The sequence below is a fragment of the Lysinibacillus sp. LK3 genome (assembly GCF_001043675.1).
GTDB classification, from domain to species: domain Bacteria; phylum Bacillota; class Bacilli; order Bacillales_A; family Planococcaceae; genus Lysinibacillus; species Lysinibacillus capsici.
Genome location: NZ_LDUJ01000002.1, coordinates 56,415 through 72,021 on the forward strand (window position 1 = coordinate 56,415; position 15,607 = coordinate 72,021).

Consider the following 15,607-nt stretch of genomic DNA (forward strand, 5'->3'; position numbering starts at 1 on the left):
GATTGCAAGTGTTGTGAAAGCATCATTATGGGCTTTGGTGTTGTTTGCCCTTTTTCAATTGCGCGTTATAATTATATTAACGACACCGTGTCGATAATGCAACTAGTTGTTAACGTGTTCACGAATTGTTCATTTATATAGAAGAAAGGGAGTTTTATGATGGGTCGTTTAAATGGGAAAGTAGCAATTATTACAGGAGCAGCAATGGGAATGGGCGCTTCTGAGGCAAAACTATTTGCACAAGAAGGCGCAAAGGTCATTGCAACAGATGTACAAATCGAGCCCTTGAATAATTTAGTAAAAGAAATTAAAGAAATTGGTGGGGACATTATTGGTCTTCAACATAATGTTACTTCTGAGGATGAGTGGAAAGCAGTGATTGCCGAGGCTGTAAAGGCATATGGCAAAGTGGATATCCTCGTCAACAATGCGGGCGTTTCATCACCTAAAACAATTGCCAACATGGAAATGGCTGAATGGAATAAAATTATGGATATTAACTTGAATGGTTGTATCATTGGCATGAAATATGTGATTCCTGAAATGCAAAAAGCTGGCGGTGGTTCAATTATCAATATTTCTTCGATCGGTGGAATCGTGGGAATGGCTGGTACAAGCCCTTATACAGCAGCAAAAGGAGCGCTTCGTGTGCTTTCTAAATCGGCTGCGATTGAATATGGTAAAGATAAAATTCGTGTGAATTCTGTTCATCCAGGCATTATTGTAACACCAATGACAGCGCCTACGATGGAAGAGGGCGGTGCATTGCCATACTATCAAGCTTACACGCAATTACCATACTTCGGTGAACCTGAAGATGTAGCTTATGGCGTAGTGTTCTTAGCGTCAGACGAATCCCGCTTTATGACAGGCGCAGAGCTCGTAATCGATGGCGGCTGGACAGCCATTTAATCCAATAGCAAAATCAAAACTAGGCATCACTCGACGTGAGCCTAGTTTTTTATATCCACAGTCACTCCATAAAGGCCTCAGGAACGAGCGAAAAACCTCATAAATAAAAGAAAAAGCCTTGCTGAAGGAATCCTCGATACATACAAAAATAGCACAGACATAGTGGATATTTGTGCATATCATAAATGGAGTAAGCGTTTTCTTCATTTATATAGAAGAAAGTCAAAACCGAAAATTTCACGATTATGTGAACGTCACGAAAAAAATTCACAAAAACCTTAACTATTTCATGTGAAATCCGTATAATAAATCAAACAGTACGAAAATTGTCCATATTTCTCGAAAAATTGCGTGAATTTTTTAAATTGTATTGACGTAGGAAACTATAATTTGTACACTGTGTACAGTCAATTGTTTTGTGGAGGAATACAATTAATTTGAAAAAGTTAGGATTTGATAGATATGATCGTGTGTAAATTTGGTGGAACATCTGTAGCAAGTGCAGAACAAATACAAAAAGTAGCCAACATTGTAAAATCTAATCCGGCGCGTAAGATTGTTGCCGTTTCAGCACCAGGGAAACGTTCTGGTGACGATATAAAAGTAACTGACCTATTAATACAATTAGCAAATGCAGCGTTACTACAAGAGAATACAGAGGAAAAATTGCAAACTGTTGTGGATCGTTTTAGAGCGATTGCTGATGGTTTGGGGCTAGATAATGCCATTTGTGACGTAATCGCAGAAGATTTACGTGAACGTGTACAAGGTGACAAAACAAATGTGGAATTATTCATCGATAGTATTAAAGCAGCAGGTGAAGATAATAACGCCAAGCTTATTGCAGCTTACTTTAATGCCATTGGTATGCCCGCACGCTATGTCAGTCCTAAAGAAGGTTTAGTGGTCAATGATTTACCAGAAAGAACCTTTGCATTACCTGAAGCGTATGCTAATTTAGCCCCTTTAAAAGACACAAAAGAAATTATTGTGTTCCCAGGGTTCTTCGGTTACACTAAAGCGGGCGTATTGCGAACATTTGACCGCGGTGGCTCTGATATTACAGGCTCTATTTTAGCAGCAGCCGTTGAAGCGGAGCTGTATGAAAACTTTACGGATGTGGATTGTGTGTTCTCCGCGAATCCGAAAGTCGTCAACGATCCAGTGGAAATTAAAGAAATTACGTATCGCGAAATGCGCGAATTATCATATGCAGGCTTTTCAGTGTTCCATGATGAAGCGTTAATGCCTGTCTACAAGATTGGGGTGCCCGTTAACATAAAAAATACAAATAATCCATCAGCCCCAGGTACACGTATTGTACCAAGCCGTCCTGCAACAGGTCGTCCAGTTACAGGTATTTCGGCAGACAGTGGCTTTTCAACTTTATATGTCTCTAAATATTTGATGAATCGTGAGGTAGGCTTTGGACGTAAGCTACTCCAAATTTTAGAAGATGAAAATATTTCTTATGAACACACACCATCTGGTTTAGACGATATTTCTGTCATCATGCGTTCGAATCAACTAACACCAGAAAATGAAGCACGCATTCTTAGTCGTGTGAAAGAAGAGCTACATGCAGAGTATGTAGAAATGCGTCACGGTTTTTCCATGATCGTGATTGTGGGCGAAGGGATGCGTCATAACACAGGATTAGCTGCCCGTGCTGCCACAGCGATTTCAAAAACTGGCGCAAATATTGAAATGATCAATCAAGGTTCTTCTGAAGTGAGCCTCGTGTTTGGTGTCCTTCAGGAATATGAAAACCGCATTTTACAAGCGTTATATGAAGAGTTTTTTGCCCATGCAAAAGCATAATGACACAATCGTCACTAATCCAAGTGTTTCTTGCTTGGATTAGTGTTTTCTTTTTGCTGAGAATACGGTAAAATCGAGGGCGTACATAGTTGGGAGGGTTATTCGTGAAGAATTTAACAATCGGTATGCTTTTTTCAATCATCGGGATACTTTTTGTCTGTTTAACGATTATGGATATTTTACCGTCATCGACAAAAACAATGAAAATTGTTTACATAGGCATTGGGTGGGTCTTTATTATCGTCGGCTCTGTCATCCGCTTTAAGAATCTCAAACAAAAGCAGCAATAACACTTTGAAAATGGAATTGTGACAATAGCCAAAGTTATGATACAATTTCAAAGAAAATAAATAATTTGAGTATTATGAAGTTGTTATTCTGTACAAATGTTCAGAAGGTTCAAATTTTAATAAAGAATCGACCGTACAAATTCTTCTTTGTAAGAATTTGTTTTTTTATGTTCCGTCATAACTTTATCGCGAGGAGGCGATTGATTGCCTATACTTACTAAGGATTGCATTCATATTTTTGACGATTATGTTGCCCTTCAAACAGCTTCAGCCATGAAGGTTGTATCCTCAGCCATGCATAACCCAGGCTTTGGTCATTATACGCATCTGATGAATCGAACGGTGCCTATTACCTATGATGAACGACAGCCACATCAGGAATTGCTGCAGTTTTTGCAGGCACAGCATTTCCCGCATGACAATACAGTGGCTATGATGACGGCTGTCCAAGCCAAGTTTGCGACTATTCGTGACTTTACATATGAGGGAATCCACCTTGTCATTATGATTACCGCAGGGCTTGGCAATGCGGTGGATATTACCCGTGCTTTTCAACGAGAGGAGCAGTACCATGCAGGCACCATTAATACTTGGGTGCTGATCAATGGCAAGCTGTCTGATGAGGCACTTTTTCAGGCAATGATTTCAACTACGGAAGCCAAGGTCAAGGCTTTAGTAGATGAGGGTGTTACAGATCCTACGACAGGCACGCTAGCTACAGGTACATCTACTGATAGCTTGCTTATTGCCTCGACAGAAGAAGGGGACTTCCATCAATATGCAGGTCCCATCACTATGCTTGGTAAGGTCATTGGCTATGGTGTTTATGAAACGATGTGTGAGGCGGTTAGGAAATACAAAAAAGATAAAGAGGAGAGGTCTAAATGATTGCTATCGTGATTGCCTGCATCATAGGGCTTATTTTTGATTTAGTAGTAGGGGACCCTCCGAAGCTTCCTCATCCTGTACGCTGGATTGGACACTTGATTCAATCGCAAACAGCTTTATGGAATAAGGGCAAATGGCGCAAGCTACGTGGGACAGTGATGGCACTTGCTGTTGTTGGCACGACCATGTTTGTGGTGACGCTAATTCTATTACTAAGCTATCAGGTGAGTATCATTTTTGGCATCCTTGTAGAGGGTCTGCTGATTGGTATCGGACTGGCACAGCGGAGCTTGAAGGAGGCGGCGATGGCTGTCTATGAGCCGCTTGTCAAAGGGGATTTTTCCGAAGCACGTGTTAAGCTGTCTTGGATTGTCGGACGTGATACCGATAAACTAGGTGAGGATGAAATTGTGCGTGGTGTGGTAGAAACGGTTTCTGAGAATACAAGTGATGGTGTGACAGCTCCACTCTTTTATGCCTTTCTATTTGGGGCAATTGGTTTATGGGGCTATAAGGCTGTCAATACCTTAGATTCGATGGTGGGCTATAAAAATGAAAAATATAAAGACTTTGGTATGTTTTCAGCCAAGCTTGATGATGTCCTGAATTTTATTCCAAGTCGCATTACAGGCTTACTGATCGTGCTTGGTACGAAAAATGAAACAGATCGTTCGCTTGGCAAGCGCTTAAAGCGTTGGGTACAGGACGCTAAGAAGCATCCTAGTCCAAATAGTGGCTATTTAGAGGCAGCGACTGCAGTGCAGCTTGGTGTACAGCTAGGAGGAAAAAATACGTATCAGGGCGTTGTTTCTCATCGAGCAATTATGGGGGAAAAATTAGTGCCATTAACGAAAGAGCATATTGCAACGTCCATTATTCATATGCGTATTGCCACAGTGCTGTTTGCGCTTGTTATGTTAGCAGTGGAGGTGTTAATTTATGCGGTTACCTAATCACGGAGCAAATCCGCAAAATGTTTATCAGCAATTAGGCTTAACGATGCCTGAGGTGGTGTATGATTTCAGCGAAAATGTCAATGCGGCAGGACCACCAGCCTTTGTGGAGGCACGTTGGCGTACTTTTTATCCACTAATTCAGCGCTATCCAGATCCAGATGGGGAGCCTTTTTTAACGAAGGTCGCTGCTTTTCATCAAGTAGCAAAGAATACGATTTTACTAGGCAATGGGGCTTCAGAGCTTTTTAGTGTACTAGCAAGACGCTATGCCAATAAGCGTGTTATCATTGTGCATCCAACTTTTTCAGAGTATGAGCGAACATTGCGTGCTGCAGGTGCTACGATCGTTCCTATTGTCGTGACAGATTTTATCAATTACACATTGCCATTAGAGCAGCTACAGCAGGAAATGATGACGGCAGATGCTGTTTATCTTTGCACGCCTAATAATCCGACTGGCGTACTGCCAAATAAGGAAGATTTACTCGCCTTAATCGCACACGGAGCAATCGTTAACTGTGAGCTTGTTATCGATGAGGCATTTATGGATTGGGTAGATGAGGCGCATTCGCTGATTCAATTTAGTGCACAAAACCCACATGTTATTGTCGTTCGTTCGATGACTAAAATGTATGCGATTCCAGGTTTACGACTTGGGTATTTGGTTGCGCATGCTACAATTGTGAGCGCCTTAAAAGAAATGCTACCGCATTGGAATTTAAATGCCTTTGCGCTTGTAATTGGGGCAAGCTGTTTAGACGAGCAGCACTATTGTCAGCAGGCAATTACCTATGCCGCTGCGCAAAGGGAATGGCTGCATCGTTACTTACAGGACAATGGCTGCCAAGTAACGAATAGTGTGACGAATTATGTGTGCTTCTCCTTACCGAAAACACAGCAAGCAGACGCCTTTTTCACCTATTGTCTTGCACAGGGGGTTGTGCTGCGTCACACAAAAAACTTTCAAGGCTTGCAGGGTGAGTGGTTCCGTATTGGCATAAAAGACATTGCAGCCATGACATCTTTACATAATTGTCTACAAACGTGGTTTAACCTAAATAAGGGGAGAGAAAAGTGACAACTTTTTATCTAGTAAGACATGGGGAAACACAATGGAATCAGGAGCATCGACTACAGGGGTGGCTGGATTCTCCATTAACGGAAAACGGTAGAGCAGCGGCTGAAAAACTTCACAAGCAACTGCAACAGATTCCTTTTACCGCTGCTTATTGTAGTTCAAGTGGTCGTGCAAGAGAGACGATGGCTATTTTGATGGCCAATCGCAAGCTGCCTATTGCCTATGAAGATGATTTACGGGAGATCTATTTAGGGAAATGGCAGGGGCAGACAATCGACGATATACTGGCGACACATAAGCTTGATTATGAGCTATATACGAACTACCCTGCGCAGTTTGTGGCGAGTCATACAGAAAGCTTTGGAGCTGTAACAGAAAGAGCGATGTTTACATTAAAAAAAATAGCAGCCCAACATCACAATGAAACGATCCTCATTGTCTCCCACGCTGTAACGATTAAATGCATTATCAATGCTATTTTACAGCGCAGTATTAGTGAGCTATGGGCGGCCCCATACATTCATGGGACAAGTGTGACAGTGATTGAACGGCAAGGTCAACAATGGCTTGTGAAGGATATTGGTAATTTACATCATTTACAATAGGAGGTGTCCTACATGGCGCTTATTTTTATTACAGGTGGTGTACGTAGTGGTAAATCCCATTTTGCCGAGCAAGCAGCGCTTCAGCATTATGAGGCACAGGCATGTACAGCGAAACGCTTGCTCTATTTGGCTTCGGGTATTGCCTTAGATCATGAAATGGAAAAAAGAATCTTACGGCATCAGGCAGATCGCCAGGCACAGCCTGTACAATGGCTGACGGTGGAGGCTCCCTATGCAATTTCTGAAGTATTTGAGACACTTCAGGATGGAGATGTGGTGCTGTGGGATTGCGTGACAACTTGGCTGACCAATGCTTTTTACGAAGGCTATGACAAGGGGACACCCTGTTTACAACAGCCTGGTTGTTTAGCTAAGAAGCTACAGGCCGTCAAGCAGGCGATCCAATCGCTACTGAAGAAGGATTTGACTTTTTTTGTGGTATCCAATGAACTGTTTGATGAACCTCCTTATGCTAGTGATGAAGTAGAATTATACCGACGAACGCTCGGACAGTTCCATCAATGGTTGGTTTCTATGGCACAGGAGGCCTATGAAATGAACTATGGCATTGTAAAGAGATGGAAATAATCAAGAAGGAAGGCAAGAGGATGAAAAATTTTTGGCATAGCCTCCTACTGGCATTTCAATTTTTTACGGTATTGCCAGTACATAAAGAGCTTCCGCTAACAAGGTCCACCATCACAGGCATGTTTGCTTGCTTACCGTGGATAGGTGCTTTAATGGGAACAACGGTGGCAGCTGTGCTTTATAGTCTTATGCAGTGGACAGCCAGCAGTGAAGTGATGCTAGCTTTCACTGTGATAGGGCTATTTGCTTTATGGACAGGTGGTTTGCACTTAGACGGCTTTATTGATATGGGCGATGCCTATTTTTCCTATCGAGATCGAGAAAAACGATTGGAGATTTTAGATGACCCCCGTGTGGGAGCGTTCGGAGTATTGGCTGTGGTGTTTTTATTAATGGGAAAATTTGTTATTCTACATGAGCTTTTAGTGCAGCAGAAGTTCGACTTGTGGATGGTACTATTCGTTCCATTTCTAACAAGGGTGGGCATGAGCTTTTATTTTATGTCACTCCATTGCTCAAAGGAAAAAGGTCTTGCTTATTTTTTTAAGTCTCATATGAATGCTAATCGATTAAAAGTGATCATGCTGTTATCGCTCGTATTGGCGATGACGGTTGTTTTTATCAGCACGCAGTTCTTACTTCTTCCTGTTGTCCTAGTCGTCGTTTTAGCCATTGCACTTTTTATTTTTCGACAATTTACGTTGCGCAATTTTGGTGGAGTATCTGGCGATTTACTGGGTGCCTCCATTGAAGGGATGGAGGTTGTGCTATGGGTGACATTGTTACTGTGTGCTTAATACGGCATGCGCCTACTAAAGAGAATCTTGAAAAGCGTTACCTTGGGTGGACGGACGCACCATTAGCAGATACAGCCAAGCTTGCTGTTGTAGATGCATTGGTTAAAAAGGTATATGGCAGTGATCTACAGCGCTGTCGACAAACGGCTGCTCATTATTTTCCCAATGCTAGCTACCAGGCAGAGGCATCCCTTCGAGAGACGAACTTTGGTGCATTCGAAGGGAAAACTTATGAGGAGCTAAAAATGGATGCTCACTATCGAGCATGGATAGATGATCCAATCCGTACACCTCCTCCACAAGGTGAGGCATTCGATGATTTTATGAAACGTGTTGTAGATGGATTTCATTATTTACCGAAAAATGAGGATAGCTATTATTTAGTGGTTCATGGTGGGGTTATTCGTGCCTTACTTGTTGCCTTTGCGCCAACAGAACAGCCCTTTTGGTCCTATCAAGTGCCACATGATAAACAATTTGTTTTAACATTTACAAGAAAGGCTTGGGAGGAGGGAGCAAGATGCATGTCTTTATCGGAGGTGCCTATAACGGCAAAACCGACTATGTGAGGCGCTTGTATGAACCGCAACAGATGGTTATGATTGCTGGCGAACTACCTGAGGTAGCGCCCGCCTGTGATGTCCTTGTCCTAAAGAACTTAGAAAAATGGCTTGTGACACAAAACTTGGAGGAAGATGAACAAATCGTACAAAAGGTGCTAGCCACATTACAAGAGCTTGAACACCATTGTACACTCGCACTTATTGTGACGGATATGGGGCGTGGGGTTGTGCCAATGGAAAAACAAGCCCGACAGCTACGTGATACCTGTGGTCGACTATATCAAGCTTTGTTCAAGGAAGCGGAGCAAGTTGTACGGATTTGGTATGGAATAGCTGAGCCATTGAAGTAAAGTAGACATTCAACAGAAAAGAGGGAATGAAATGGAACGACAAAAATTAAGAAAATTGATTTTGACGGCGATGGTAGCGGCCATCTGTGCAGTAGGAGCAATGATTAAGGTACCAGCGTTTATTTCAACGGCTGCACTGGATTCGGCTCCTGCCTTTTTAGGTGTTGTCTTTCTATCCCCCATCTTAGCAGGGGTTGCTGGATTAATCGGCCATTTTATTACAGCATTAACATCTGGATTCCCCCTAGGACCTTTACATATTATTATTGCGGTAGAAATGTTGATTGTCGTATGGGTCTTTGGGGTGATGCATAAAAAAGGCATGCACTTTTGGAAATGGCCAGTTGCCTTAGTATTAAATGGTATTGTTGCGCCACTACCATTTTATTTTATTATTAGTCCAGCATTTTTCTGGGGTGCTTTAGGTAGTATTCTAATGGCAACGGTGATCAATTTAATCATTGTTGCGGTAGTAATGCCCGTCCTATCAAAGGTTTTTGTGCGTAAGGAAGGTCGTGCACAGTGAGAAATGCGATGAAAGTAGGGGCATTCATTGCGACCATGGATAATGCCGCAGCCATTGGACAAAAACCGCAAGATGTTGTGTCAGCACCAGACCAATTGACAGCCTACATGACAGCCCGTGTAACGTTTTTAGAACAGCTTGCTGCACAGGCACTACCTATTCAAGTTCTACTTGCGAATTTTTCTGGAGATGCCGCATGGTCTCGCTATGAAAAAGGTATACAGCAAGTGTTTACAGAGGCAGGTCTTACATGCCCAGCCATTACGGGGAGTACGGAATCCAATATGCCCACATTGCAGTCAGGCTTAGCTGTTACAATGCTTGGAGAAATTCAGCAGCAGCGTCGAGCATTTGACCACGATCAGCTTAGCTGGTACACCTATGGCCTGCCGCTTGTGGGTGAAGAGGTGTTGGCACAGCCTGAAGATGTGGCGCAGTTGCTGCCTGTTTTCAAGGCATGGCAGTCAGAAATTGTTCAGCAAGTATGGCCAGTCGGATCAAGGGGGCTGCAAGGAGAATTTGCCCGTCTGTTTGGGGAGCGACATGTGGAATGCGCTCTTGATGGAGCAAAATCAGCAGGCCCCTGTACAGTCATTTTGCTAGGCATTGCTCCAGACAATGAGTCACAGGCACAAAAAATTTTCCTGCGAAATTTTGAGAAACTACGCATTTCTGAAAAGTGATGGGGCTTGTTTTGAGCAAATGATCGCAGCTTGGGACAGGGCTAGATAATCCAGAGCAAGTGTTATTTTACTTCGATATGATTCTTGCTCTGGGTATTTCCTTACTTATTGACAGGATGACGCTGAATCTAAAGTAGCTGGCTGTTGCTTGTAAAGGAATAGGCCCGCTCTGTAGTGTGAGGAAGTCGCTCTTCAGCAGGGCAACCCGCTCCAAAGTAAATGAAACCCGCTCATAAGAAGTGGAACTTCGCTTTAAAAATTCACCACCCTCCAAAATCTGCTTAGAAATTAGATTTTTTCTCCTTATGAAGACACTACACCACAATCAAACCACTCCAATAATATTACGAGACCCGAAAAATTATTTATCAAATGGGAATGATTTTCAGTTATAATAAGGAACGAATGGGATTTAAATAGAACGGAGTCGAATGTATGCAGGCAGTTAAACAATTAGGGCAGTATTTGGGGCCTTATAAATTTTTCACGCTGATTGCACCGTTATTGATGGTGCTAGAGGTGACGATGGATTTAATTCAGCCGACCATCATGCAACATATGATTGATACGGGGATTGCCAATGGGGATAATCGTTACGTATTGAATATGTTTGTGTGGATGCTTGGCAGTGCAGTGCTCGGACTTATTGGTGGGGTTGGTTGCTCGTATTATAGCTCGAAGGCGGCGATTCATTTTGCCTCGGATATTCGACAGGCTCTTTATGAGAAGATGATGACTTACTCAGCCAAGGAGCGAGATGCTTTTACAACGGGGAAGCTGATTACGATTTTAACGAGTGATGTGGAAAGTATTCAGCGTGCCTTTATGATGACGCTGCGTATTTTTGTGCGTGGGCCCTTGCTCTTTATCGGCGCAGTGATTATTGTGTTTGTCACAGCACGTGAGCTTTTTTCCATATTGCTCATTATCGTACCATTGTTGGTTATAGCGATGTATTTTTTTACGAAGTATTCGGGTGTATTGTATCGTCGTGTTCAGGAGGCCATTGATGCCGTCAATACGAAGCTACAGGAAAATTTGGCGGGTATTCGTGTAGTTAAAGCCTTTCGCCGTGAAACACAGCAGGTAGCACAGTTTGGAGAATTAAATGAGGCGTTGACGAAACGTTTTATTACAGCTGAGCAAATTGTCGGCGTGCTTGTACCCTTTACGATGTTTGTTGTCAATCTAGGGATTGTAGCCGCGCTTTGGCTTGGAGCCATTAAGGTAGACGCGGGTACACTGCAAGTGGGCGTTATTCTTGCATTCATCAATTATTTAACGATTATTTTAAATGGACTGATGTCCTCTAGTATGGTGCTGATGCAAATAGCGCGAGCCTTGCCTTCAGGAGAACGCATTGTGGACGTGTTAAACAAAGAGATTGCTGTTAAGGAAGCGGAACATGCGCTGACCGATCCAATAAAAGGGGCCATTGACTTTGATCAGGTGAGCTATCGTTACTATGAAACAGCTGAGGATGTCCTCAAAAAGATTTCATTTTCGGTGAAACCAGGGCAAACGGTCGGTATTATTGGGAAAACAGGTAGTGGTAAATCGACGCTGGTGAAGCTATTACCTCGCTTATTTGATCCCTCTGGTGGCGAAATCCGCATAGACGGAAAACCACTAAAATCCTACTCACTCGCAACCCTACGTGAGCATATCGGATTTACCTCACAGAAAGCATTATTGTTCTCAGGACCGATTGAAAAAAATATTCGTCTCGGTAAGGATGATGCTACAGCTGAGGACATACAGCAGGCATTAGAGGCGGCCTGCGCCAGTGAATTTGTAGAGCGACTTGATAAGGGCTTAGCACATGAATTATCACAGGGTGCTACGAATCTTTCGGGTGGGCAGAAGCAGCGCCTTGCATTAAGTCGTGCGTTTATTCGAAAGCCTGCTATTTTGGTGTTGGATGATACAACGTCAGCGTTAGATAGTGCATCAGAACAACAAGTGCAGCGAGCTATTGCCACCTATTATCAAGACACAACGACCTTCATCGTAGCGTCGAAAATTGCCTCCATTCAGCAGGCAGATGTTATTTTGGTACTAGAGGATGGCGACATTGTTGGGCAAGGAACCCATCAGCAGCTTCTACAATCAAATGCGCATTATCAAGCAATTTATGCGTCACAGCAAAAGGCTGGTGAACAAGGATGAGTCAAGGTCAACCAAAGCAAATGAATTTTGGACGTGGACCGCGTATGGGGGGACCAGCTGAAAAGGCGAAAAATCAAAGGGAGACATTGTCACGTGTGTGGCATTATGTCAAGCAACAAAAAATAGGGCTGTTTTTCTCTATCTTTTTTGTCATTGCCTCGACCTTTTTAAGCCTTGCGGGGCCCTATATGATTGGGCATATTATTGATGATTATATTATGAAAAAGGATATCGAGGGAACGATTCGTTTAGGCATCCTGTTGGCCGTTATTTTTTCAGTAGCCTCTATTCTGACATGGCTGCAAACCTATGTCATGATTCATGTGGCGATGAAAACCATTCGGACATTGCGTCTGGAACTATTTCAAAAACTTCAGACACTGACATTACGCTTCTTTGATCAGCGGGCACTGGGGGATTTAATGAGCCGTGTGACCAACGATATTGATAATTTAAATACAGCACTTGCGCAAAGTGTTACGCAAATCGTGTCGTCCATTTTAACTGTAATCGGTGTCAGTATCGCCATGTTTACATTAAGCTGGCAATTAGCAATCGTGACATTGATTATTATTCCGCTGATCGTTTTCACAACCAAGCAAATCATTAAACGCAGCAGTAAAAATTATGCAGCACGACAACGAGATCTCGGGAAGCTCAACGGCTATATTGAGGAAATGATTACAGGTTCGGAGGTACTTACGCTTTTTGGTAGGGAGCAGCAAACGATTGATACGTTCCATCAGCAAAATGAAAATCTACGAAACTCTGCCCAACGAGCAGAAATTACCTCTGGCTTACTAGGTCCGATTAATAACTTTATGAATAATTTAGGCCTTGCCATCGTCATCGGAACAGGTGCCTTTTTAGCAGTAAAGAGTATTGTTACAGTGGGGATTATTGCCGCCTTTGTGACCTATACACGGCAATTTTTCCGTCCGCTTAATCAGCTATCTAATCTATTAAACACCTTCCAGTCTGCTATTGCTGGGGCAGAGCGTGTTTTTGAGATACTAGATGAACCCTCAGAGGTAGCCGACAAGCCTAATGCTATCAAGACGGCATCGCTCAAGGGGGATGTTGTTTTCAAGCAAGTATCATTTAGTTATGAGCCAAATAAGCCTGTGTTAAAAAACATTGACTTCCATGCCAAGGCAGGAGAGACATTTGCTCTTGTTGGCCCAACAGGCTCAGGCAAAACAACGATTATCAATTTATTAACACGTTTTTATGACGTCGATCAAGGTGAGATTTTAATTGATGGGCATAATATTGAGCACTATCAGATGGCGACGATTCGCCAAAGAGTCGGTGTGGTTTTACAGGACACCTATTTGTTCTCGGGAACGATTCGTGAAAATATTCGCTTTGGTAAGCTAGATGCGACAGATGAAGAGGTTGTGGAAGCGGCAAAAATTGCGAATGCCCATCATTTTATCAAATATTTACCTGCCCAATACGAAACACCCGTGCAGGCAGGAGGAGCCAATTTAAGTCAGGGGCAGCGTCAGCTTATTGCGATCGCCCGTGCAATTTTAGAGAATGCAGATATTTTAATTTTGGATGAAGCGACATCTAGCGTGGATACCCAAACAGAGGTCGATATTCAAAAAGGCTTACAGCATTTAATGCAGGGACGCACAAGCTTTGTCATTGCCCATCGTCTGAAAACAATCGAAAATGCCGATCAAATCCTCGTGATTCAGCAGGGAGAAATTGTCGAGCAGGGCAATCACCAAGAGCTGATGCAGCAGCAGGGGATCTATCGTCATCTTCAACAAAAACTATTGTTAGAGCAGGTAGAATAGGGAATAATAAAGGTACATCTTCCAGAGGGCGAGGGATTGACATGTATGAATTAAAGACCAAAGAAACCGATGTAAGTGTCATTGAATTTATTGAAAGTGTAGACCATCCAAAAAAGCGAGAAGACGCCTATCGATTATTGGACATTTTTACAGAGGTCACAGGCTATGAAGCCAAAATGTGGGGACCGAGTATTATAGGCTTTGGTAAATATCATTACAAATATCAAACAGGCCATGAAGGGGATGCCCCACTAGCTGCCTATTCCCCTCGCAAAGCGAAAATTAGCTTATATTTTGCTCCAGGGGATGAACGAGAGCAACTATTACAACAATTTGGTAAACACACAACAGGAAAAGCCTGCGTTTATATTAATAAGCTAGCTGATGTGAATGAAGACATCTTAAAAGCCCTTATACAACAAACGATCGATTTTTTACGAAAAACCTATCCAGATGCTTAATCAAGAGAGCTGCCTATTAGTTAGGTAGCTTTTTTGTATGAAATTTATCTATTTTCTCCAAAAGTTTAGTAGATATTTATTTTTACCGTGTATCCTTGCAAGTATCAACGAAAAGAGGAGATACGTATGAAAAAGAAAGCAAAGAAAATGATTGTCTATATGGGGGCATTGATTGTGCTTGGAATGGTGATAATTTGTATTTATCACTATAGCTTAATACAGAAGGAGTCAGCTATTTTACAACCTAACGGCACATTAAACAATGTAGATGGTCACAATCTCCATGTTTATCAGGAGGGGGCTGGCGAGGATACATATATTTTTATGGCTGGCTCAGGTATCGCAGCACCCGTATATGAGCTAAAAGGGCTGTATCGTAAGTTTTCACAGCATCATCAAATTGCAGTAGTGGATCGAGCTGGCTATGGCTATAGCGACGTAGCCCATGATGATAGAGGAATCGATACGATTTTAGCGCAAACACGACAGGCACTTCTGCAAAGTGGGCTTGAACCACCCTATGTCCTTGTGCCACATTCCATTTCAGGGCTAGAGGCCATTTACTGGGCGCAAAAATACCCAGAGGAAGTAAAGGGCATCATCGCGCTAGACATTGGCCTACCTAGTCAATATGTAAAGCATAAAATGGGGACGGTCGATCGTTGGATGGTGAGAGGCATGCACCTCGCTACTAAACTCGGCTTACATCGACTTTTGCCAACACAGGTCTATAATCCGCAAGTACTTCAAATGTCGTTTTTAACAGCACAGGAAAAGGAAATCTATCAGGCGTTGTCCTTTAAGCAATTTTTTAATGAAGATATGCAAAATGAGCTGTTGCAGGTCTACGAAAATAGTTTACAATCAGAACAGCTCAAAAAGCCGCAAGACACGCCTATCTTACTGATTGATGCGATTGCGGAAGAAAATAAACATTCGAAATATACGAAGCAAAATCGGCAGGATTATGCTGACTTTGCAAAGCAATTCACTAATGCACAGGTGAAAGAGGTCAGTGGGACACATAGTATTTATCTCTATCAGCCAGATGAAATCTATCAACTGGCAATGGAATTTATGAAAACAACGGGTGATGAGAAAGGTCGATAAGT

The 15,607-nt window shown here is 42.6% G+C and carries 17 protein-coding genes; all 17 read left to right on the top strand.

Going from position 1 to position 15,607, the window contains the following annotated elements; all coding sequences use genetic code 11:
* Positions 1–159 precede the first annotated feature (159 nt).
* Entirely contained in the window at positions 160–912 is a 753-nt protein-coding gene (locus VK91_RS02905; protein WP_048390620.1) for a glucose 1-dehydrogenase, read from the top strand.
* Between the two features lie 462 nt (positions 913–1,374).
* Positions 1,375–2,733: an aspartate kinase gene (locus tag VK91_RS02910; protein ID WP_048390622.1), complete on the top strand. Its 1,359-nt coding sequence runs from the start codon at positions 1,375–1,377 to the stop codon at positions 2,731–2,733.
* 104 nt (positions 2,734–2,837) lie between these two features.
* Entirely contained in the window at positions 2,838–3,023 is a 186-nt protein-coding gene (locus tag VK91_RS02915; RefSeq protein WP_048390624.1) for a hypothetical protein, read from the top strand.
* 204 nt (positions 3,024–3,227) lie between these two features.
* Complete coding sequence (locus tag VK91_RS02920) at positions 3,228–3,911, top strand: adenosylcobinamide amidohydrolase (protein ID WP_048390626.1); 684 nt, start codon at positions 3,228–3,230, stop codon at positions 3,909–3,911.
* Positions 3,908–4,864 carry an adenosylcobinamide-phosphate synthase CbiB gene (cbiB, locus tag VK91_RS02925; RefSeq protein WP_048390628.1) on the top strand — a complete coding sequence of 319 codons (957 nt, stop codon included), beginning with the start codon at positions 3,908–3,910 and terminating at the stop codon, positions 4,862–4,864. The genes VK91_RS02920 and cbiB overlap by 4 nt, the downstream gene beginning before the upstream one ends.
* Positions 4,851–5,945, top strand: coding sequence for a histidinol-phosphate transaminase (locus VK91_RS02930; RefSeq protein ID WP_048390630.1), 1,095 nt, complete (start codon positions 4,851–4,853; stop codon positions 5,943–5,945). Before cbiB ends, VK91_RS02930 begins: the two co-directional genes overlap by 14 nt.
* The gene (locus tag VK91_RS02935) at positions 5,942–6,550 is read left to right on the top strand and encodes a histidine phosphatase family protein (RefSeq protein WP_048390631.1); all 609 of its coding nucleotides are present in this window, start codon (positions 5,942–5,944) and stop codon (positions 6,548–6,550) included. The genes VK91_RS02930 and VK91_RS02935 overlap by 4 nt, the downstream gene beginning before the upstream one ends.
* Before the next feature lie 12 nt (positions 6,551–6,562).
* A complete protein-coding gene (locus VK91_RS02940) occupies positions 6,563–7,138 on the top strand; it encodes a bifunctional adenosylcobinamide kinase/adenosylcobinamide-phosphate guanylyltransferase (protein ID WP_048390634.1) in 576 nt (191 codons plus the stop codon).
* Between the two features lie 20 nt (positions 7,139–7,158).
* Entirely contained in the window at positions 7,159–7,935 is a 777-nt protein-coding gene (gene cobS / locus VK91_RS02945) for an adenosylcobinamide-GDP ribazoletransferase (RefSeq protein WP_048390697.1), read from the top strand.
* A complete protein-coding gene (locus VK91_RS02950) occupies positions 7,908–8,504 on the top strand; it encodes a histidine phosphatase family protein (protein ID WP_048390636.1) in 597 nt (198 codons plus the stop codon). Before cobS ends, VK91_RS02950 begins: the two co-directional genes overlap by 28 nt.
* Positions 8,456–8,848 carry a bifunctional adenosylcobinamide kinase/adenosylcobinamide-phosphate guanylyltransferase gene (locus tag VK91_RS02955; RefSeq protein ID WP_048390638.1) on the top strand — a complete coding sequence of 131 codons (393 nt, stop codon included), beginning with the start codon at positions 8,456–8,458 and terminating at the stop codon, positions 8,846–8,848. The genes VK91_RS02950 and VK91_RS02955 overlap by 49 nt, the downstream gene beginning before the upstream one ends.
* Before the next feature lie 31 nt (positions 8,849–8,879).
* Entirely contained in the window at positions 8,880–9,374 is a 495-nt protein-coding gene (locus VK91_RS02960) for an ECF transporter S component (protein ID WP_048390640.1), read from the top strand.
* Positions 9,371–10,057 (top strand): hypothetical protein, encoded by a 687-nt coding sequence (locus VK91_RS02965; RefSeq protein ID WP_066038515.1) that lies wholly within the window; start codon positions 9,371–9,373, stop codon positions 10,055–10,057. The genes VK91_RS02960 and VK91_RS02965 overlap by 4 nt, the downstream gene beginning before the upstream one ends.
* A 435-nt stretch (positions 10,058–10,492) precedes the next feature.
* Positions 10,493–12,226, top strand: coding sequence for an ABC transporter ATP-binding protein (locus tag VK91_RS02970; RefSeq protein WP_048390642.1), 1,734 nt, complete (start codon positions 10,493–10,495; stop codon positions 12,224–12,226).
* On the top strand, positions 12,223–14,034 hold the full coding sequence (locus VK91_RS02975) for an ABC transporter ATP-binding protein (protein ID WP_048390644.1): 1,812 nt from the start codon (positions 12,223–12,225) through the stop codon (positions 14,032–14,034). Before VK91_RS02970 ends, VK91_RS02975 begins: the two co-directional genes overlap by 4 nt.
* A 41-nt stretch (positions 14,035–14,075) precedes the next feature.
* Positions 14,076–14,495, top strand: coding sequence for a DUF1801 domain-containing protein (locus VK91_RS02980; protein ID WP_004228761.1), 420 nt, complete (start codon positions 14,076–14,078; stop codon positions 14,493–14,495).
* A gap of 126 nt (positions 14,496–14,621) precedes the next feature.
* Positions 14,622–15,605 (top strand): alpha/beta hydrolase, encoded by a 984-nt coding sequence (locus VK91_RS02985; RefSeq protein WP_048390646.1) that lies wholly within the window; start codon positions 14,622–14,624, stop codon positions 15,603–15,605.
* The last annotated feature ends 2 nt before the right edge of the window (positions 15,606–15,607 follow it).

What these genes read in the sequence shown, in the direction of transcription:
- VK91_RS02940 (WP_048390634.1), top strand. Translation starts at nt 6,563, where the DNA reads ATGGCGCTTATTTTTATTACAGGTGGTGTACGTAGTGGTAAATCCCAT.
- cbiB (WP_048390628.1), top strand. Translation starts at nt 3,908, where the DNA reads ATGATTGCTATCGTGATTGCCTGCATCATAGGGCTTATTTTTGATTTA.
- VK91_RS02910 (WP_048390622.1), top strand. Translation starts at nt 1,375, where the DNA reads ATGATCGTGTGTAAATTTGGTGGAACATCTGTAGCAAGTGCAGAACAA.
- VK91_RS02955 (WP_048390638.1), top strand. Translation starts at nt 8,456, where the DNA reads ATGCATGTCTTTATCGGAGGTGCCTATAACGGCAAAACCGACTATGTG.
- VK91_RS02980 (WP_004228761.1), top strand. Translation starts at nt 14,076, where the DNA reads ATGTATGAATTAAAGACCAAAGAAACCGATGTAAGTGTCATTGAATTT.
- cobS (WP_048390697.1), top strand. Translation starts at nt 7,159, where the DNA reads ATGAAAAATTTTTGGCATAGCCTCCTACTGGCATTTCAATTTTTTACG.
- VK91_RS02970 (WP_048390642.1), top strand. Translation starts at nt 10,493, where the DNA reads ATGCAGGCAGTTAAACAATTAGGGCAGTATTTGGGGCCTTATAAATTT.
- VK91_RS02960 (WP_048390640.1), top strand. Translation starts at nt 8,880, where the DNA reads ATGGAACGACAAAAATTAAGAAAATTGATTTTGACGGCGATGGTAGCG.
- VK91_RS02930 (WP_048390630.1), top strand. Translation starts at nt 4,851, where the DNA reads ATGCGGTTACCTAATCACGGAGCAAATCCGCAAAATGTTTATCAGCAA.
- VK91_RS02985 (WP_048390646.1), top strand. Translation starts at nt 14,622, where the DNA reads ATGAAAAAGAAAGCAAAGAAAATGATTGTCTATATGGGGGCATTGATT.
- VK91_RS02950 (WP_048390636.1), top strand. Translation starts at nt 7,908, where the DNA reads ATGGGTGACATTGTTACTGTGTGCTTAATACGGCATGCGCCTACTAAA.
- VK91_RS02975 (WP_048390644.1), top strand. Translation starts at nt 12,223, where the DNA reads ATGAGTCAAGGTCAACCAAAGCAAATGAATTTTGGACGTGGACCGCGT.
- VK91_RS02905 (WP_048390620.1), top strand. Translation starts at nt 160, where the DNA reads ATGGGTCGTTTAAATGGGAAAGTAGCAATTATTACAGGAGCAGCAATG.